Origin of the sequence: Bradyrhizobium sp. LA6.8 (genome assembly GCF_040547935.1) — a bacterium.
GTDB classification, from domain to species: Bacteria; Pseudomonadota; Alphaproteobacteria; order Rhizobiales; family Xanthobacteraceae; genus Bradyrhizobium; species Bradyrhizobium barranii.
Window position 1 is genome coordinate 16,026 of record NZ_JBEPQQ010000019.1, and the last position, 16,822, is coordinate 32,847.

18 protein-coding genes and 1 pseudogene are annotated in these 16,822 nt (G+C 60.0%); 8 read left to right on the plus strand and 11 right to left on the minus strand.

The window, feature by feature from the left end; genetic code table 11:
- The first annotated feature begins 776 nt into the window (after positions 1-776).
- The 5 genes from ABIA90_RS44925 to ABIA90_RS44945 all read left to right on the plus strand — a co-directional run bounded on the left by ABIA90_RS44925 (position 777) and on the right by ABIA90_RS44945 (position 4,680).
- Positions 777-1,286: an OsmC family protein gene (locus ABIA90_RS44925; RefSeq protein WP_354122290.1), complete on the plus strand. Its 510-nt coding sequence runs from the start codon at positions 777-779 to the stop codon at positions 1,284-1,286.
- A 535-nt stretch (positions 1,287-1,821) separates the two neighbouring features.
- Positions 1,822-2,739 carry an NADP-dependent oxidoreductase gene (locus ABIA90_RS44930; protein ID WP_354122289.1) on the plus strand — a complete coding sequence of 306 codons (918 nt, stop codon included), beginning with the start codon at positions 1,822-1,824 and terminating at the stop codon, positions 2,737-2,739.
- 184 nt (positions 2,740-2,923) lie between these two features.
- Complete coding sequence (locus ABIA90_RS44935) at positions 2,924-3,559, plus strand: nitroreductase family protein (protein ID WP_502916700.1); 636 nt, start codon at positions 2,924-2,926, stop codon at positions 3,557-3,559.
- Positions 3,560-3,594: 35 nt separating this feature from the next.
- Positions 3,595-4,140: a carboxymuconolactone decarboxylase family protein gene (locus ABIA90_RS44940; RefSeq protein ID WP_354122287.1), complete on the plus strand. Its 546-nt coding sequence runs from the start codon at positions 3,595-3,597 to the stop codon at positions 4,138-4,140.
- Positions 4,141-4,398: 258 nt separating this feature from the next.
- Positions 4,399-4,680 (plus strand): DUF427 domain-containing protein, encoded by a 282-nt coding sequence (locus tag ABIA90_RS44945; RefSeq protein ID WP_354122286.1) that lies wholly within the window; start codon positions 4,399-4,401, stop codon positions 4,678-4,680.
- A gap of 119 nt (positions 4,681-4,799) precedes the next feature.
- On the opposite strand, the gene ABIA90_RS44950 is transcribed toward ABIA90_RS44945, so the two are convergent.
- From ABIA90_RS44950 to ABIA90_RS44975, 6 genes and pseudogenes are all read right to left on the minus strand, one after another.
- Positions 4,800-4,994 (minus strand): L-histidine N(alpha)-methyltransferase, encoded by a 195-nt coding sequence (locus ABIA90_RS44950; protein ID WP_354122285.1) that lies wholly within the window; start codon positions 4,992-4,994, stop codon positions 4,800-4,802.
- A 2-nt stretch (positions 4,995-4,996) separates the two neighbouring features.
- Positions 4,997-5,313, minus strand: a pseudogene (locus ABIA90_RS44955) (L-histidine N(alpha)-methyltransferase).
- 173 nt (positions 5,314-5,486) lie between these two features.
- Entirely contained in the window at positions 5,487-5,894 is a 408-nt protein-coding gene (locus ABIA90_RS44960; protein WP_354122284.1) for a cupin domain-containing protein, read from the minus strand.
- 314 nt (positions 5,895-6,208) lie between these two features.
- Positions 6,209-6,742 carry a peroxiredoxin-like family protein gene (locus ABIA90_RS44965; protein ID WP_354122283.1) on the minus strand — a complete coding sequence of 178 codons (534 nt, stop codon included), beginning with the start codon at positions 6,740-6,742 and terminating at the stop codon, positions 6,209-6,211.
- A 182-nt stretch (positions 6,743-6,924) separates the two neighbouring features.
- A complete protein-coding gene (locus tag ABIA90_RS44970) occupies positions 6,925-7,842 on the minus strand; it encodes an NADP-dependent oxidoreductase (protein WP_354122282.1) in 918 nt (305 codons plus the stop codon).
- Positions 7,843-8,266: 424 nt separating this feature from the next.
- Positions 8,267-8,722 carry a DUF3788 domain-containing protein gene (locus tag ABIA90_RS44975; protein WP_354122302.1) on the minus strand — a complete coding sequence of 152 codons (456 nt, stop codon included), beginning with the start codon at positions 8,720-8,722 and terminating at the stop codon, positions 8,267-8,269.
- Positions 8,723-8,978: 256 nt separating this feature from the next.
- On the opposite strand from ABIA90_RS44975, the gene ABIA90_RS44980 reads away from it, so the two are divergent.
- Positions 8,979-9,320, plus strand: a complete 342-nt coding sequence (locus tag ABIA90_RS44980) for a hypothetical protein (RefSeq protein ID WP_354122281.1) — start codon at positions 8,979-8,981, stop codon at positions 9,318-9,320.
- Between the two features lie 274 nt (positions 9,321-9,594).
- On the opposite strand, the gene ABIA90_RS44985 is transcribed toward ABIA90_RS44980, so the two are convergent.
- The 5 genes from ABIA90_RS44985 to ABIA90_RS45005 form a co-directional block, all read right to left on the minus strand.
- Positions 9,595-10,539 carry a hypothetical protein gene (locus ABIA90_RS44985; protein WP_354122280.1) on the minus strand — a complete coding sequence of 315 codons (945 nt, stop codon included), beginning with the start codon at positions 10,537-10,539 and terminating at the stop codon, positions 9,595-9,597.
- A gap of 553 nt (positions 10,540-11,092) precedes the next feature.
- Positions 11,093-11,494 (minus strand): SPW repeat domain-containing protein, encoded by a 402-nt coding sequence (locus ABIA90_RS44990; protein WP_354122279.1) that lies wholly within the window; start codon positions 11,492-11,494, stop codon positions 11,093-11,095.
- Positions 11,495-11,816: 322 nt separating this feature from the next.
- The gene (locus ABIA90_RS44995; RefSeq protein ID WP_354122278.1) at positions 11,817-12,362 is read right to left on the minus strand and encodes a DUF1993 domain-containing protein; all 546 of its coding nucleotides are present in this window, start codon (positions 12,360-12,362) and stop codon (positions 11,817-11,819) included.
- Between the two features lie 372 nt (positions 12,363-12,734).
- Positions 12,735-13,397 carry an antibiotic biosynthesis monooxygenase family protein gene (locus ABIA90_RS45000; RefSeq protein ID WP_354122277.1) on the minus strand — a complete coding sequence of 221 codons (663 nt, stop codon included), beginning with the start codon at positions 13,395-13,397 and terminating at the stop codon, positions 12,735-12,737.
- Positions 13,398-14,060: 663 nt separating this feature from the next.
- Positions 14,061-15,089: an ATP-binding protein gene (locus ABIA90_RS45005; protein ID WP_354122276.1), complete on the minus strand. Its 1,029-nt coding sequence runs from the start codon at positions 15,087-15,089 to the stop codon at positions 14,061-14,063.
- An 837-nt stretch (positions 15,090-15,926) separates the two neighbouring features.
- Between ABIA90_RS45005 and ABIA90_RS45010 the strand changes: the two genes are divergently transcribed.
- Positions 15,927-16,301 (plus strand): DUF1003 domain-containing protein, encoded by a 375-nt coding sequence (locus tag ABIA90_RS45010; RefSeq protein WP_354122275.1) that lies wholly within the window; start codon positions 15,927-15,929, stop codon positions 16,299-16,301.
- A gap of 106 nt (positions 16,302-16,407) precedes the next feature.
- The gene (locus ABIA90_RS45015) at positions 16,408-16,821 is read left to right on the plus strand and encodes a cupin domain-containing protein (RefSeq protein ID WP_354122274.1); all 414 of its coding nucleotides are present in this window, start codon (positions 16,408-16,410) and stop codon (positions 16,819-16,821) included.
- Position 16,822: the final 1 nt, after the last annotated feature.

Below are 16,822 nucleotides of genomic sequence, written 5' to 3' on the forward strand. Positions count from 1 at the left end.
TGGAGTCGATAAACGGTCGTTATTGCCCGCTCGCCGCGCTTGCGTAATGCCGTAGCGAGGAATGCCACAAGCCGCATGGCACTCGAAGCCCGCGACGCTTTACTTTTCAGAGACTTCTAAGTCGCGTTCCAGTCGCTAACTCGGCAATCAATGCCGTCCCGGCCTGCACAACTGGCGCCACGAGATTCGCGTAACTAGCCCCGAGAGAAGCTCGTACATGGCGTACGAGAACGGCAAAACGCGCACGAGACACTATAGGCCATTCATGATTTGCATGAATGACTCAAATGCATTTTCTATCGCCTCTTCGACGAAGAGGTCATTTTACGCCAACAACTCAAAGATCATTCAGGAGACCACCCCTCATTATCGGCCCCGCCCATTGAGGACCGAATTGTAAAGCGGTGTGCTCGTTCGCATTCTGTCTGACTGCGACTTCGGTTCTCTGGAGAGTCAACGCATTGTTCGTGAACTGAAACACCATTAAGCCAGTTACGCGCGTTCGCGGATTTGATCACCGCGGGGCCCCGACGCGGACCTCACGCAGCATTCCTACCGGTTATGGATATGATAGCTTTACCCGAATGGTCTCCGAGTTTAATTACTAAACGCACGGGCTGGAGCATGCGGCGATGAGATTTCGCACGAGTTCCGATATTGCCGTCGATGGCACGCTAATGGCAGAGTTTGAAGCCGCCTTGATCAAGGCCGATCGGTTGGCAGTTAGCGACGCCGCTTCGCATGACCCGCTCTCACAACGGAAGTAGGAACACGCTATGACACCACAGGACAAGGCATCCAAGCTCCGAGAAGTTTTCGTCGCGAGCGACCCGATCAATCATGGCGCGCTGGTTGGTCGCGTCGACGCATCTCAATTTCCCATCGGCGGTCCAGATGGAGTCGGCCACGTATATCCCGGTCCCAATCCTTACGACCTCCTTAGCGCGTCTCTCGCCGCATGCACCGCTATGACTGTTCGTTTTCATGCCCGGCGCCGAAAATTTCCGCTGGAACGGGTAGAAGTGGGCGTCAGCTTCCGCCACGGCGCCCAAGGCGAAAGAGATTCGTTCGAGCGCACTCTCGTGCTGGAGGGAGAACTCGACGTGCAACAACGCGCATTCTTGCTGGAAGCAGCAAACGTCTGCCCCGTTGGCGAACTTCTCGGAATTGGCGCGGATATTCACACACGCCCGGACGCGACTACTTTCGGGCACAACGCAAGCACTCAAGCCAGATACGAGGATGATCTGGCTCAACTCCCGATCCCGAATATCACTCCGGATTGAGCGTCTCTCGCGCCGTCGATCAACGCGCCCGGCCCCGATTATCGTGCCCGCAGGGTCTCCAGTTCGGTTGAACCCATGACTCTGGATGCCCCGTCTGTTTAAAGCCTCTCGATTCCTGTCGTACAGGCCATGGCCGATCCCGCCGAACCCGACCTTGTCGTCTGCGGAAGCGTGATCCCGACCTCGGATGGAGCAGCTCGCGCGAAGCCCGGCTCGACGCGAGGCTTAATCCCAACGTTCCCGCATTCTCCGTCGTCCTTGCTTGTTCGACCAGCATGACCGCGGCGTCCATTAGCGGTTCGTTGACAGCAATCCGGCTGACTCCTGATCTTGGCCAAACACCGGTCTCTCTCGCGTCTTCAGTGGCCACCCCGGTTCAGGCCCGCGTTTGACCCGCTTTTATTTTCGCGCGCAGCGTCGATGGCATCGATTCCATAACCACAGGTCATTGGACCATCGAGTTTCGCGGTCGTACTTTTGATCCATCTCCAAAGAACTTCGGCAGATAACGACCAAACACACAAGGAGGTGGACGTTGAAGGCAATCGTCGTAACGGACCAGGCTGCGGGAACGGCCGGGATGACGCTCGTGGAGCGGCCCGCGCCGCAGGCAGCGATCAACGACGTCGTCGTTCAGATTCATGCGTCCGGATTTGTCCCGACTGAGCTGACGTGGCCCTCGACCTGGACCGATCGCCTCGATCGTGACCGGACACCGTCGATCCCTGGGCACGAGCTGGCCGGAGTAGTCACCGCCCTCGGCTACGGCACGACGGGGCTGTCGGTAGGACAGCGGGTGTTCGGCCTCGCGGACTGGTATCGCGACGGCTCCCTGGCGGAGTATATAGCCATGGAGGCACGCGACCTCGCGCCGCTGCCGGGCGACGTCGAGTTCACGGTGGGCGCGAGCCTGCCGGTCTCGGGCCTGACCGCATGGCAAGGGCTGTTCCGGCACGGCCGCCTTCAGGCGGGGCAGAGCGTCCTCGCGCACGGTGCGGCCGGCGCAGTCGGGTCGATGGTGACGCAACTCGCACGAGAGGCCGGCGCCTACGTCATCGGCACCGGACGCGCCGCCGATCGTCAGAAGGCGCTCGACTTCGGCGCGCAGGAGTTCGTCGACCTCGACAACGACGCGCTTGAAGACGTCGGTGGCGTCGATCTGGTGTTCGATGTCATCGGCGGCGACATCGGGAAGCGTTCCGCGCGCCTGATTCGAGTTGGAGGAACACTGGTGACCATCGTCGGGCCGGCCGAGGCGCGGCCCTCCGACGGTTTGACGATCGAGTTCGTGGTCGAGTCCGATCGCGCCCAACTGGGTGAGATCGTCCAGCGGGTGCGGGACGGACGACTGCGGACGAACATCGGCACCGTCTCAACCCTCGACGACGCCGTCGCCGCCTTCAACCGGACCGAGCGACGCAAGGGGAAGACGATCATTCGCGTTCGCCCGTGAACTGCACGCGTCTTCGATGCCCACGGGCCGGCCGCGTCCCATCGGACGCGCCGGGGTAACCTGGGAAACTATCCATGGCCCTTGGCATGAGATGTCGAACGGGCTTCATCCTTCCTGCATTTCCAGCAAAGAGAGCGAAACCACTCGTGCATCTCAATCTGTCCCTTCACGCCTAGGAATCACCATGACTAACGGAATTACCATGACCAACGCCGTCATCGAATGTATCCTGAGCCGCAGCGCCGCCAAGTACTATGACCCTGCCGCCACTTTGAGCGACGACCAAATCCGCGAGCTGGTGCGAATCGGCACTACTGCACCGACATCCTTCCATTTGCAGAACTGGCGCTTCATCGCCGTACGCACGCCTGAAGCCAAGGCTCGGCTGAGTCCGATCGCCTGGAAGCAGCCTGCGATCACTGAAGCCGCTGTTACCTTCATCATCTGCGGCCAGTTGGCTGATTCCAGTGTAGTTCCGGACCGCCTGGCGCCGGTGGTGGAGGCGGGGATTATGCCGGCAAAGTTGATACCGGATTGGGAAATCCCCGCACGCGATCTCTATAAGGACTACCCGCAGCGCCAGCGCGACGAAGCAGTGCGCACCGGCGCCTTCGGCGCAGCGGCGATCATCTATGCGGCCCGATCGCTAGGCCTGGGTTCGACGCCGATGATCGGTTTCGATGACAAAGCGGTGCACCGCGAGTTCGGGCTGGCCGAGGACGAAGTACCGGTCATGCTGTTGTCCGTAGGGACGGAGCGTCCGGGAAACTGGCCGCAGAAGCCGCGCCGCCCGGTGGGCGATGTGCTGGATCTCATTTAATTTATTTGTGAAACCGATAACTTACGGAGTTTATGATGCCAAGAATTGCAGCTCTAAAGCCGGAACAGGTGCCGGCCGATTCGAAACCGATCCTCGATGTGTTCACCAAGAACATCGGGTTCACTCCAAATATGATGGCGACCTTTGCGGCAAGTCCGATCGCGTTCAGCGCATGGGCCAACCTGCTCGGTTCCTTGAGCAAGGCGCTCGACGTGAAGACGCGTGACAGCATCGGCCTCGCTGTCTCCGAAGTGAATGGCTGCAACTACTGCCTGACGGTCCACAGCTTTACGGCCGATCAGATGGCCAAGCTGCCGGCCAATGAAATCATTCTCGCTCGGAAAGGCCATGCCAGCGACCCGAAGCGGGACTCCGCCATCCAATTTGCACGCAAAGTCATCGAGACCCGCGGCAAGATCAGTGACGCCGATCTGAAAGCCGTCCGCGATGCCGGCTACACGGATGCGAATGTCATCGAGATCGTCGCGCTTGTGGCCATGTACTCTCTGACGAACTTTTTCAATAACGTGTTCGATCCCGAGAAGGACTTTCCCGTCGTTGCGCTGGCCGGCTCGATCTGAACTTTATCCGGTCGCAACGACCATCTCTTAGGGTGATTGGAGCCCTTATGTGACGCGAGCATGACGCCAGAGCCCGGATGACTCTTGGGAATGCGTCCCGACTTTTGGTAAGTGCCGACAAGGTTAGGATACGGCATGAACTCCGCCTCATTGAGGCGATCGAGATCATCTTCAACCCCTACCGGACGACCTATCGAGTCGAACGGTTTGAGCCCGGGTTGGATCGGCTCGAACTCATAGCATGGAAAGGAATGAGAAATGGCAGTCGCGACATGGAACGGGACAGTGATAGCGGAATCGGAGCAGACCGTTGTCGTCGAAGGCAACCACTACTTCCCGCCCGAGTCCGTCAATAAGCAATATCTTAGGCCGAGCACGACGACCAGCCGATGTCCATGGAAGGGCCTTGCAAATTGCTATTCGCTAATCGTCGATCGCAAAACTAATGAAGACGCGGCATGGTATTACGCCAAGCCCTCCGACGCAGCAGCGGCCATCAAGGGCCACATCGCATTCTGGAAAGGTGTGGATGTTAGGTAATCGCCTGACCGCCGTCATCACCCGAATTTCCGCCCTAATACGATGCATTCAGCCAGCACATGAATGGGCAGCAATTCGACGATCGCCTGTTCAGTAGCGAATGAGTCCGACCAGGCCGATTAGCCCTCCGCATCCTGCCAAGCCTCGGCAACCCTCCATCCGCCAGGGCGTGCAAGCCGCTCGAAGCTCTCCGCAGTATATTTTCGGGAGCTCTCAGTGTGGATGGTTTCCGACGTGCTGGAATGGGACGTGCTGAAATGGAACGTGCACCCACAGAGTGTAACGCTCTGATCGCATAAGCTCACCAGGTGCATCTCTACGGCATTCTCGATGATGGGAAGCGCGAAGCGATCCTCTTCGACGTTTCTGCAAGGAAGCCGTCGGCGATATCGATCGGCACGTAGCCTCGTGGGTCACGCAGCCCTGCCAGCACAAGCTCCGTCTTAATGCCGGCTCCGGCACCATACTCGATGAGAATCGCGCCGGACTCTACAAAATCGGCGATGTCACTCTGCCGTCTCGCAGGATCGACGTTTCGCCTCGAGTCAGGTAATACTCATCCTGCCTCGTTATCTCTTCAAAAAGTGCAGACCCACGCTCGTCGTATAACCAACGGCTCGGCAGTGTCTTCACATCAGCGGATAATCCGCCGACGACATCTCGGGCAAATGCATTTTTAACAGGGCAGATGCAGTTTTTTTTACGTGAGGCATATCTTCCGCTTTCGGTGACACGGCGGATGACGGCCGCGGTAAACTCGCGGCCGATATCAGTACCGTAGATTCTTGCCTAGCGCAGCGAGTAGGTTATTTGACGGGCGTGGTCAGCACTTTGTCATTGGTGTCGACGACGAACACAGCGAGCAGCTTTGCCGGCTCTGTCTTGCTCGCGTTGCGGCTGATCGAATGGAGCGCGCCCGGCCGTTCGGACCAGCTCTCGCCTGCCCGATAGATGCGCGTCTCGCCGTCATTCACCTTCGACTCGATGGCGCCCGAGATCACGTGGGCGTAAATGAAAGCCGACTTCGCGTGGGTGTGGGACGGAGAGGCCGCGCCCGGCGCGTAATCGACCTCCAGGGCAATCAGCGACTTGCCAGGGATATTGGGAATGGCCGCCTCGAAGTTCTTCGTGACGGTCTGCGCTTTGCCGTCACGGGCAACCATCGAGAAGGCGAAGGCGGCGCAGGTGGCGGCGATGATGGTTTGGATCTTCATGGGCTTTCTCCTTCTGAGTATCGGTCTTCGTTCTTCGCGGACCCTGCACCTATGCCCCGACGGGTTTCGCACCGTACTTTTGATAGTAGCTGCTCCTGATTTCGTCCTGACTTCGAGCTGTTGACCTTCACCCCATTGGGCGGCGGGGCAGAAAAGAGTTGCAGCCGATCAGGGTATTGCGCCGGCCGGCGCTTGAAAATCGGATGATCAAGCGTCACTTTCTCCGTTCCCCTAGACTTGTCGGCACATACGAGCACCCGAGACGTGTTTGGGTGCGTCCGGCTTTTGGCGTTAGCTGTTAAGTCGACGGACGCTCAGACAGGACCGTCATACTCCCCACGCGCCGGATAGTCTTTGCTGATGGTGAAGTCGATCGCCTGAAGTAATTCCGAGAACAACGGACGCGCGAACGGCATGGTTTGAACCGAGCCGTAGTACAAAGTACCGTCCGGTCGGACGAGGAATACGCCCGGCTCCGAAAATAGCGGCGGCTCTTCGACGTTAATCGAGGACTTTCCGCGCGACGACGAAATATAGAGCCCCCATTCGCGCGCAACCGTGAGCGGTAGAGAATATCCGAATCGCAAGCGGGTACCGACCTTGTTCGCCATTTCCTGAGCGCGCTCGGGAACGTCAGAACTGATGGCGATGACCGTTGTGCCGCGACGCTCATATTCATCGATCAGCTTTTCAAGGTCGCGCAGATACTTGAGACAGACCGGACAATGGAGTCCGCGATAAAAGCATATCAAGGTAAATAGCTTCGGCGCTTCGGCGGCAAGATCAAAGCCGCCATGAGTAAGGGTCGGCACGCGCAGTTCGGGGACCGGTCGACGAGGCAGCAGCATTCTCTTCTCCGCAGTTATTGACTACAAACAGCGCTCGTCGGTTCAGATAACGTTCAATTCCGAAACACGCGACTCTGGCCGAAGCTGATTGTTGTCGTATTGGGCGACGATCCGCGTGCCCCGTTGTGCTCGAAAATGGCGGGCAAGGTCGAGGGCAGATCCTCTCGCCCTCCCCCAATCCTTCACGGGCGAACGCGAATGATCGTCTTCCCCTTGCGTCGCTCGGTCCGGTTGAAGGCGGCGACGGCGTCGTCGAGGGTTGAGACGGTGCCGATGTTCGTCCGCAGTCGTCCGTCCCGCACCCGCTGGACGATCTCACCCAGTTGGGCGCGATCGGACTCGACCACGAAGTCGATCGTCAAACCGTCGGAGGGCCGCGCCTCGGTCGGCCCGGCGATGGTCACCAGTGTTCCTCCAGCTCGAATCAGGGCTGCGGACCGCTTTCCGATGTCGTCGCCGAAGACATCGAACACCAGATCGACGCCACCGACGTCTTCAAGCGCGTCGTTGTCGAGGTCGACGAACTCATTCGCGCCGAAGTCGAGCACCGTCTGACGGTCGGCGGCGCGTCCGGTGCCGATGACGTAGGCGCTGGCCTCACATGCGAGTTGCGTCACCATCGATCCGACGGCGCCGGCCGCACCGTGCGCGAGGACACTCTGCCCCGCCCGAAGGCGGCCGTGCTCGAACAGTCCCTGCCACGCGGTCAGACCTGGCATCGGCAGGCTCGCGCCCACCGTGAAGTCGACATCGCCTGGCAGCAGCGCGAGGTTGCGCGCCTCGACGGCGGCGTACTCCGCCAGGGAGCCGTCGCGATACCAGTCCGCGAGGCCGAACACCCGCTGTCCTACCGACAGCCCCGTCGTGCCATAGCCGAGGGCGGTGACTACTCCGGCCAGCTCGTGCCCAGGGATCGTCGGTGTTCGGTCACGATCGAGGCGATCGGTCCAGGTCGGGGGCCACGTCAGCTCATCCCAGGTGAATCCCGATGCATGAACCTGAACGACGACGTCGTTGATCGCCGCCCGCGGCTCAGGCCGCTCCACCAGCTTCATCCCAGCCGTTCCCGCGGCCTGGTCCGTTACGACGATTGCCTTCATGTGAATTGTCTCCTCGGTTGCTTGTCCCTTTGTTGGATCTGGTCCAGCGATAAAAGTCCGTTCGACGTCTCAAGCCGGGAGCCATAAGTAGGAGCCATTGGTAGCCTCCGAAAGCGAAGGTGGAGCAGCGCATCGACGCCATGCCCGCTTCTAGGCGGTAGATGTGGTTTCCTTGGGATTCGTCGCGTCGAACCATTGATCGCAGCGCGGGACGAAATTTTCCAATAGCCGGCACGTATTGTTTCCATACCGGCGGGGAATACGGTCCTCTCTGCCATTCGTCTATCAAGGCAAGGTGCGCAGGCCGCGACGGCATCCCGCCGCGCGACGAGCGGCAATAACGATCGTCTATCAATACTATGGCGAGAGGCGATTTCCCTCGCGCGCTGCCGACTTGGTCGGGAACTCAGGATTTCCGCGATATTCAACCGCGTGACCGTGGCGGGCGCTTCATAATCAAAAGCTCCGTCACCTCATGCCGATCAGCTGCTGATGAGATTGCAACTGTCAGAAATCTCCCGTCAGGGTATGTTTTGGCTTCATCGTAGAGCTTGACCAACTGCGAGCGCCAGGCATAACGCCGCTCCTCAAACTTCTCTCGTTCCGCTCCCCCAAAGACCACCACGACTGAAAGCCGCATATATTCGGGCAGGAAGGTGCAGAACGCCTTGGTCTTCTTGTAGCGCAGGGACCAACCGCGTTTCTTGCCACCATAGAGCCATTCCGGCGAGAAAACGCCGGGGTAGTATACCTCGATCCAGCTCCGCAGCTCGGCCCAATGCTCGGACGCCTTCGGCCCGATCCAGTTGCGGACGGTACCGTCATCAGGCGGTGATGATTTGTCGGTGATCCTGTCGCCGATCTGGGGGGACTGTTCCATGCCGCGTTCCTTCCACCACAACTTTATCAAGTACGATCCGGAAGACTTGGCAGCCCGCACCTTCATCTTGCGCGACAGATGTGTCGCCATCTTCCCGAGGTTTGAATCGGTGGTGCGCCAGATATTTCTTCCGTGCTCAGCCCGGCATTGAGGCGTAGGCGGGTTGCCCGTCAAGGGAGAAAGCCGAGACGCGGATTCGCGGACACGGAATCTGGACTTCCGCCACGTTCTTGGAGGACAGGCCTATGCTCGCGGATTGGCAGCTGATGCCTCGTCACGAATTCATCGATGTCGATCGTGCGCACGGACTCGACAGCAATTCGTCAAGCTCTACGGAGTCACCTTCGCCGTCAGCGAGCTACGTCTTGAAGCTGAAGATGAGGACGCGCGCGGCAAGATCCGCGCCGAACGCGCCACCGCAGGCCGCCCACACTTCGCGGTCGATCGCGGCGCGCTCTTAGCCGTGCTCATTGTCGGGGCTACCGGCTTTCTTGCTTACTCTGCGCACAACCGCCACCACGCGCCGTTGCGCGCTGACTATGCCACCCACGGAATGCGCGCAGCAGAACAAGTGCCGATGGACGAGGAGACCGAATGACCGGCTGTTTCTATGATAAACGGAAACTCGCGTTTCCAGTCGAACGCGTTGGTTTTAACCGGGTCGATTTCAGCGATAGTGTCGTTTGAGACGCTTTGAAACAATCGTGTTCGACGAGGCTGTTCCGCACTTGATGTTGCTACCCAGCTCCGGCAAAGCGCAAATGGCCCGCTGGAGCCAAAGACGCCGCCGCGCAAGGGTGAGCGGTTGCACGACAAGATCGAGGCGCAGTTGGCTCGTCTCAAGGCTGCGCCCCGGCTCATCCAGTCATTCTTCAGAGCGCCGAGTGTCGCTGATGAGTAATAAAGCTGTATGCTCTGGTGGACGCGATGAGCGCGGTGGCGCCCAAGAACACCGAGATCGGATACCAAAAGGTGGGATGGACGATGACAAACGGTATCAAACCAACAGCGAGGGCAGGCGGCATATGGACTTTAAACATCCGTAAAATGGCAATCGAGCAAAGCATTGTAACCGTCACGCCCAACAATTCCGTGTGAAAGCCCGTGCTCAAAAGTAAGCCGACGGACGCGGTGAGGAAGCATACGAGAGGAAACAATACCGGCCGTGACATCCAGCCAGGAAGGTCCGGGTGACCGAATAATTCATAGGCTACGACGATCAGCGGAGGGAATAACAGGAAGCGCAATCCCGTTGCTTGGGCCACCACTCCCAGCGCGAAGACGAATGCCGTCAGTGCGAAGATCCAGAACCGATCTCTCGGCGGAGTTTCGGCGGTCTCAATAATCCGGCTCTCCTTGCTCCCGTCAGATAGGTAACGATGGGGATCAAGGCGCTTCCAGAGCGTCAACGCAATGGCGAGTACTGCGACTCCCGCCAGAATGGCGGCGGGGTAACCCCAACTCATCACGCCGAGGGTCATTGGAAGCACACCGGCAGAGATCGCTGCTCCGATGTTCGATCGGAGCAATTTAATGCCAAATAGGCTCAGGAGGGCAACAACAGTTACCGCGAGGGCGCTGTATTCCCAGTGTCGCGTAATCATCACCCCTAGGATCGCGGTGATCGTAGGAGTAGCAACTAGTCTGATTGGTTGGCTTGCCCATTTTCCACGGGGGCGCGTGAATACATCATACGCTAAAGCGGCAATCTCAGGAAACAGGATAAGAGATATGCCCGTGGTGTCGACCGCAAGGCCAATTCCTCCCACAAAGGCAACCGCAAGAAATTCGGCAAATAATCTCGTTGTGTATTTCATAATAGTCTGGCGGCACTCGTTTCTGAGTCTCTTGACGAATACATTTCCATTATTCGCAATCTTATGATGAGTAGTAGGTTTCAAATGCCTTTGTGTATTTCAGGCGATGATGAGGCGCACTGCCAGCACGGCTGCCAAGAGACTCGGTCGAGTGGATGCACACAGAGCCGCGCTCGACGTGCCAGCAAATCATGACGCCGCATCCGCCGTAGCGGCCGCTGCAGCCTTCATGGAATGCAGCGGCAGCGCCTGGGAAGTCGCCCCTGCCCGACGGCTCAGTGCGCAAGCCATCCGGGTTCTGCCCGGGCAAAGTCGGCTGGAGCTCCTTGTAGGCGATCGTGCCATCGGGAAACACGCTTGTCTTCTTGTAGGGCCTCGCAAGCACAGGGCTCGATTTACACGTTCTGATACTCGGGAAGTTGGCGTGGCCATCGTTTCCTTTATCGTCCACCTGCCTATGTGTCGGAAGTCGTCATCTTCCGAATTCCTTTGCAGACAAGACGAAAATAGGAAGGCGAAACTCGATGGTGCCGCGCTAAAAACGAAGCGATCCTCACGTGGCAGTCCGCGTGTCGACGTTCGCTCGCTGGGCGGCGCTCACCTCGGGCGCGTTGAGAACCGAGGTCGTCAGCAGGACCGCGGCGGCGAGAACCCAGTAGTACCAAGCGTCAAGCCCAGTGAAATCGAAGGCGAAGGGGGCAATGATGAAGACCGCACCCACGGCGCGGTCCACCCAGAGATGCAGCCAGTAGGGGATGACCCGGACGAGCCCCGTCGGATGGTCCGTGAGAGCCGCCAGCAGCAGTGCCGCGACGCCGGTCACCACCGAAAGCCACATCGCGACAGGGTCGCTCTGGCCGAGGTTCAGCAGGAATGGCGTGGCCATCAAGAGGATGGCGACAGGATAGTCGATTATGTAGGCGTGGATGGATTTTGTGATGAAGCGGAACGGCATGGCGTAACTCCTGCGGTCGATCGAGTTCTTGCGACACCGAGAGTAGGGCTGCGCATACGAACGGCAGGTCGACCGCGTTGTCATCGATAGGGCCACCCGCGCTGCCACCGAGTTATCCCGATGAGGTGCACGGGGAGAGTATTCCCGTCTGCGCGCTGTTAGAAATGCCGGATCGTTATCGTTCTCATTCCACTCCGGGGCCCGCGTCCATAAAGCTTTCAGATGCCAACGATCCCCGCGCAGGGTCAGGGCAAGCGCTCGAGTAGAAATCTCTTCCATTCGAACGCTTCCGGTTTGTCCAGCCGCGCACCGTGCCCGCCTCTCACGAGTAGTCACCGCCGCTCTGCTGAGCGATGCTGCCGAGGTAGTCGCGCTTTCCGATCTTCGCGCCGAGGCGCCGAAGGATCGCGTGCGCAATCGAGATGTGGAAGAAGAAGTCGGGCAGCACCAGGTGCCGGATGTAGTCTTCGCCGCCAAACCACCCGCGCACGATAGGCGGCGTCAGCTCGTATGTGTGGGACTGCGCGCCGGCAATCTCGTCCGGCTGCACGTTTTGCAGGAAGCCGCGCGTCTCGAGGAGCCGCCCCTTCAATGCCGGGTACATCATGGGGGTGTTGTGGGGTGCCGGCGGGTCGCGTTGCATCAGCTTCGCCATATGCGCGTCGACCTTGTTGCAGCTTATGGAAAACTGCTCTCCGAAAGTCAGCATGTCGGGCGCGAGCCGCTCGCCAAGGATCCTTCCAGGCTCAAATCCCCTCGTTCGCTCGAGCGCTTGGGCGTGGTCGAGATAGTTGTCCATCACGTTCAGTCCGTGCACCATGACAGGGACCGTGATGTCATAGACCGAGAGGGACACGTCGAACTCCATGCGCTCGTTTGTACTCTGAACGTCGGTCGGACCCGAAAGGTCTATAACCGAAATGAATGGTCACAATAGGACGCACGGACACGCTTTCAGGAATTTCTGAGAGCCGGACCAGTGCGCTGTGAGGTGGGCGAGAACCGGACGGGCCGCCGCGCCGCGCGTACGCGATCCCAAGGCATGATCATCAGCGCTGAGATCATCGTTCGACAACAAGCGGCGCAAGCCTCAACGACAACTCGTCAACCGCCAATACGTCTGTTTCTCACGAAGCCTGGCTAAATGCGGACTGGGTGGCAGGGCGAACGCAGAGTCCGAACTCGCAGCAGGCCGGCCCTTCCCGATGGAGCGGTGTCAGGCGTAGAGGGTCTCGCCGCGCTAGGCATCGGCGTAGTATTGAGGCGCCTCGCGACGGTCGTATTTCCCGTAGTCGCGCACGATCCGCACCCTCCGGACCCTCGCGTTGTCATTCGGCGCGGAAGCGTCCTCGTAGGCCCGCGCTGCGGCGGCGTCCTTCCAGGATATGAGCAGAATCAGGTCGCCAGGCGTGAGCATTGCGTCGAAGATATCCCAGGACGTGCAGTCGGCGGCCCAAGGGTTCAGTCCGAGCCACTCGGCGCAGTCGTACGGGTTGTTGGTCTGCTTCCACTCCGGGGGGCGCGTCGCGTTGATCAGGGTGACCGTCGTTCCCTCCCCGACTTCGGTTTCATCGAGCCGCTGCTCCGTGAGGGCGTGCCCCGCGGGCACCTTATCGTCGGCAGTGATCTGGCCGACGCGGAGGTGGTAGTCTGCGAGGATTTCGTCGCGGCCCTTCTGCTGGACCTCGTGATGGCGCATGCGGATGCGCCAGCGGACGAGCGACTTCTCGTCCCGCCAGTTCGAAAGCGAAAGGATCCAGCCCTCGCGTGTCAGGCTCTTATAGCGGATGTTGTCGACGAAACCTTCGACCTGCTCCAGCTCGGAGCGCAGCATGTTGGCGTTGTTGAGGTAGTCATCCCAGTTCTCTTTATTGGGGAGGACTTCGAAAATCACAGAAAACATGGTCGTATCTCGCTCTTGAGTGCTGCGCCGTAGTCGATTCGATGTCGAAGTTGCCCGACCACGCGCCGCGTTCACGGAAGACAGGTGTTGTGCGCCGCATGAGCGCGGTACCGCCGGAGTGTGGGATTCCGCGCGGCGAATGGGAAATCACGTCATGCTATGAAGTCGATAGCCGCGCATTATGATCGCCATCTGAGTGCCGAGAGCCGATCGTTCATCGCTCGGTGCGCTTGCGGCGGGCTACCGGAGTCGGACAGTGCGAAGGCTGTCAAGACGAATGTATCGGATGCTCGGACACGCATTTCGGATCTCTGGAGCGACGGAGTTGCACGTGTGGGCGGGTGCAGGCCTGGCGAGCGGCATGTTCCTGCGCCGGATGTCATCGCACGCAATGTTGGATTTGCGGACGCCATGCGGATACGTGACGCGTTCATCCGCATGTTTGGTTCGCCACCAGTCTAGGAGAATGATGACTTACTCAAGCGCCGACATCCCGCGACGTGGCATCGTTCGAGTCGATCTTTCACGACACCGGGTCAACCGCGCCGTTCAAGACGGCGCCGCTCCGCAGCCTCGCGCTTATTTTGCTCGTCGCCAGATGGGAAGCCCCACAGGCCTGTTCCCGCTTTTCCGCATATCCGGCCTTCCGTCACACCGCGGTAGTCACTGACCGCGGGGAATTTTTGGTGACGGCGTGTCCGTGATCTCCGTACCGAAAAGGCTGCTCCGGACCGCCGCATCGTCGACACGCGGGAGAATGAGGCGCACCAGCGTGCCGACACCTCGCTCGCTCTCTATATCGATCGCGCCGCCCCGTTCTTCGGCGAAGCGCCGAACCTGTGGGAGCCCGATGCCGCTCCCAGCCGCCTTTGTCGTGAAGTACGGAAGGAACGCCTCCAACAGGACCTCCTCAGGCATGCCCTCCCCTTCGTCGACGACGACAATCTCAACGAACCCGCGGTCGGCGCTGGCGGACGGCTCGACATTCCGTGCCGCGACGGTGATCGTGCCGCCGTCCGCCATAGCATCGTCCGCATTTCGGCAGAGATTCAGGAGTGCAAAGTACAGCTCTTCCGGATCTGCATTGAAGGTCCATAAGTCAAGGGCGATCTCGGTGCGGACAGTGATGTCCGGACGCAACGCCCAGTCAAGCGTACCCGCGATCGCTGCGAGACGACTGCCTGCGACAAAGCCGTCAATCGACTTGCGGCATGGTCGCGCAGTGTCGAGGAGCTGACGGTTGAGCAAGGCGCCTCGCGCAATCGCCTCCTGCATTTTGCCAACAATGGCCTTTCGATACGGGGCGTCGCTCGGGCACTCGAGCAGCCGCAGGCCGCGGCCGATCACGGCGAGAACGTTATTGATGTCGTGGACGACGAACTGTGGCACGTCCCCGATCGGCCTCACCCCCTCCGGACCGCGGGAGAAGACCACGACGCGCGTGCCGGACCGTGGGGCGGTCCGGCACAGGACCCCGGTGATCTCGCCGTCGGACCCGACGAGCGGAATCTCCACGCGCCTGGACGCGATGACGCCACCGCGGTGATCGCGGACGTTCCGCACCCTCGCGCAGAATGGGCGCCGTACCCCAAGCGCGACGCCGGCGCTGTCCGCGAGTACCACTACGTCCTCCGGTGGAGGGCTCTCGACCGCGCCGGGAAAGGAAACATTGGATAAATATTTGATCTGCATCTGAGGAACTCCTGGCCTGCGATCGTTCAACAGGACGCCACCTTCGGCCCGTACGCGCGGGCGGGCGACGATGGCTCGAAGATTGGGTCTAGGACCGCAAAATGGAAAATCACCTGTTGCCATGGAGTCGATAGCCGACCGTTATCGGAATGGCTGAAAGATACTTGGCACGTCGCGGCGCGAGTGCGGTGCTTCCCTCTGTGTTGACTCGCCGGAGCGGAACTCCCCGTCGACTGCGAAGAAGTGTTCACGTGTATCCTCGGGGCCTGCGTGGATTACGCGCGGTTATCGAGATCATAGCTTTACGAGGCAATTCTTCGCCAACAACGCTGTGTGTGCGAGCGGGCGTGAGGGCCACGCGACGGCGTGCACCCCGCCGCAAATCAGAATTGCGAGCGAACTCATGACCTAAAGCATTGCGATGCCAGCCCCACCACAGGATGAATCCTGTTCACAATAACAGTCGGAACGATCGCAGTGAAACTCCTGTGTCCTGGTCACCGAACATCGGAAAAGTAGCTGGCACCGGCGTGCGCCTACACATAACTCTTGTGCTATTTCTCGCGTGGGCCTTCGCTTCAAACTATGCATCGAGCGGCGCGGCGACGGCGTGGAACAGCCCGCTCTTCATGGTGCTTTTGTTCTTATGCGTCCTGCTGCAGAATTCGGGCACATCTTCACGGCCCAGGCTTTCGGCGTACCGACACCGTATGTGCCGCTGCTGCCGATCGGCGGCGTCGCGCAGCTCGAGAACGCATTCCGGAGGAGCCGTGGGAGGAATTTCTCATCGCGATCGCAGGTCCCGCGGTCAACGTCGTTATCGCCCGCGCCACCGTCATGGGATCGTGGAGTTTCATCATCGTCCAGAGCGCGATCCTGCTCGTCTGGATAGCCGCCAACCTGGTCGGCGCGCTGAGGGGCTCCTACCCCTTCATTCTTCTCAATCTCGCGCCTTCGTTCCAGGCGGCCTACGCTGCGCCGATCATCATGATGAGCCAGAACAGGCAGCAAGATGTCGATCGCCAGGCCGCGGAGAACGACTACCGGATCAATGTAAAGGCGGAGCTCGAGTTGCTCCATGAGAAGATCGACCAACTGCGCGAGCGCGAAGTCCTGAAGCTAACGGAGGCCGTCAGGATGCTGACCGAGCTGCTGGAGCAGTCGGCGTCGGGTGCACGCGTGTCCGATGCGAAAAGCGAACGGCCATCATAACGCTCGGCTATTGACTTCATGGCCTGACGTCATTTCCCATTCGCCGCGCGGAATTCCATGCTTACGCGGTACCGGGCTCATCCGGCGCACAATCAGGAGGCTACAAATGTCAGTCCAAAAGCCGGTTCTCACGGCACCGCAGGGCGGCGAGACGGTGACCTCGAGCGGGGGCTCGAGCGTCGAGATGAAAGTGGAGAGCAGCCAGTCCGGAGGCGAATATGGCACTGTCCTGTGGACGGTGCGGGCTGGGGAAGAACCGCCGCTACACACCCACACGCGCGAGGACGAGCTGCTCTACGTGGTGCAGGGGAAGCTAATCGCGCGGGTCGGCAATGCCCGTGTCGAGGTGGGGCCGGGCGCCTACGCGGCTCTTCCCCGCGGTGTGCCGCATACGATCGAGGTGGTCGGCGACCAGGCGACCCTCCTGCTCAGCTTCGTGCCGGGTGGGTTGGAGCGCTTCTTGGTCCCCCGGAAAGGCGAGCAGCCCGATCCAGCCGCTTTCGGCCTGACGTTCCCCTAGG

Coding starts and splice junctions, on each gene's coding strand:
- ABIA90_RS44925 (WP_354122290.1), top strand. CDS start 777: ATGACACCACAGGACAAGGCATCCAAGCTCCGAGAAGTTTTCGTCGCG.
- ABIA90_RS44935 (WP_502916700.1), top strand. CDS start 2,924: ATGACTAACGGAATTACCATGACCAACGCCGTCATCGAATGTATCCTG.
- ABIA90_RS44940 (WP_354122287.1), top strand. CDS start 3,595: ATGCCAAGAATTGCAGCTCTAAAGCCGGAACAGGTGCCGGCCGATTCG.
- ABIA90_RS44945 (WP_354122286.1), top strand. CDS start 4,399: ATGGCAGTCGCGACATGGAACGGGACAGTGATAGCGGAATCGGAGCAG.
- ABIA90_RS44950 (WP_354122285.1), bottom strand. CDS start 4,994: ATGCACCTGGTGAGCTTATGCGATCAGAGCGTTACACTCTGTGGGTGC.
- ABIA90_RS44960 (WP_354122284.1), bottom strand. CDS start 5,894: ATGAAGATCCAAACCATCATCGCCGCCACCTGCGCCGCCTTCGCCTTC.
- ABIA90_RS44965 (WP_354122283.1), bottom strand. CDS start 6,742: ATGCTGCTGCCTCGTCGACCGGTCCCCGAACTGCGCGTGCCGACCCTT.
- ABIA90_RS44970 (WP_354122282.1), bottom strand. CDS start 7,842: ATGAAGGCAATCGTCGTAACGGACCAGGCCGCGGGAACGGCTGGGATG.
- ABIA90_RS44975 (WP_354122302.1), bottom strand. CDS start 8,722: ATGGAACAGTCCCCCCAGATCGGCGACAGGATCACCGACAAATCATCA.
- ABIA90_RS44985 (WP_354122280.1), bottom strand. CDS start 10,539: ATGAAATACACAACGAGATTATTTGCCGAATTTCTTGCGGTTGCCTTT.
- ABIA90_RS44990 (WP_354122279.1), bottom strand. CDS start 11,494: ATGCCGTTCCGCTTCATCACAAAATCCATCCACGCCTACATAATCGAC.
- ABIA90_RS44995 (WP_354122278.1), bottom strand. CDS start 12,362: ATGGAGTTCGACGTGTCCCTCTCGGTCTATGACATCACGGTCCCTGTC.
- ABIA90_RS45000 (WP_354122277.1), bottom strand. CDS start 13,397: ATGTTTTCTGTGATTTTCGAAGTCCTCCCCAATAAAGAGAACTGGGAT.
- ABIA90_RS45005 (WP_354122276.1), bottom strand. CDS start 15,089: ATGCAGATCAAATATTTATCCAATGTTTCCTTTCCCGGCGCGGTCGAG.
- ABIA90_RS45010 (WP_354122275.1), top strand. CDS start 15,927: ATGGGATCGTGGAGTTTCATCATCGTCCAGAGCGCGATCCTGCTCGTC.
- ABIA90_RS45015 (WP_354122274.1), top strand. CDS start 16,408: ATGTCAGTCCAAAAGCCGGTTCTCACGGCACCGCAGGGCGGCGAGACG.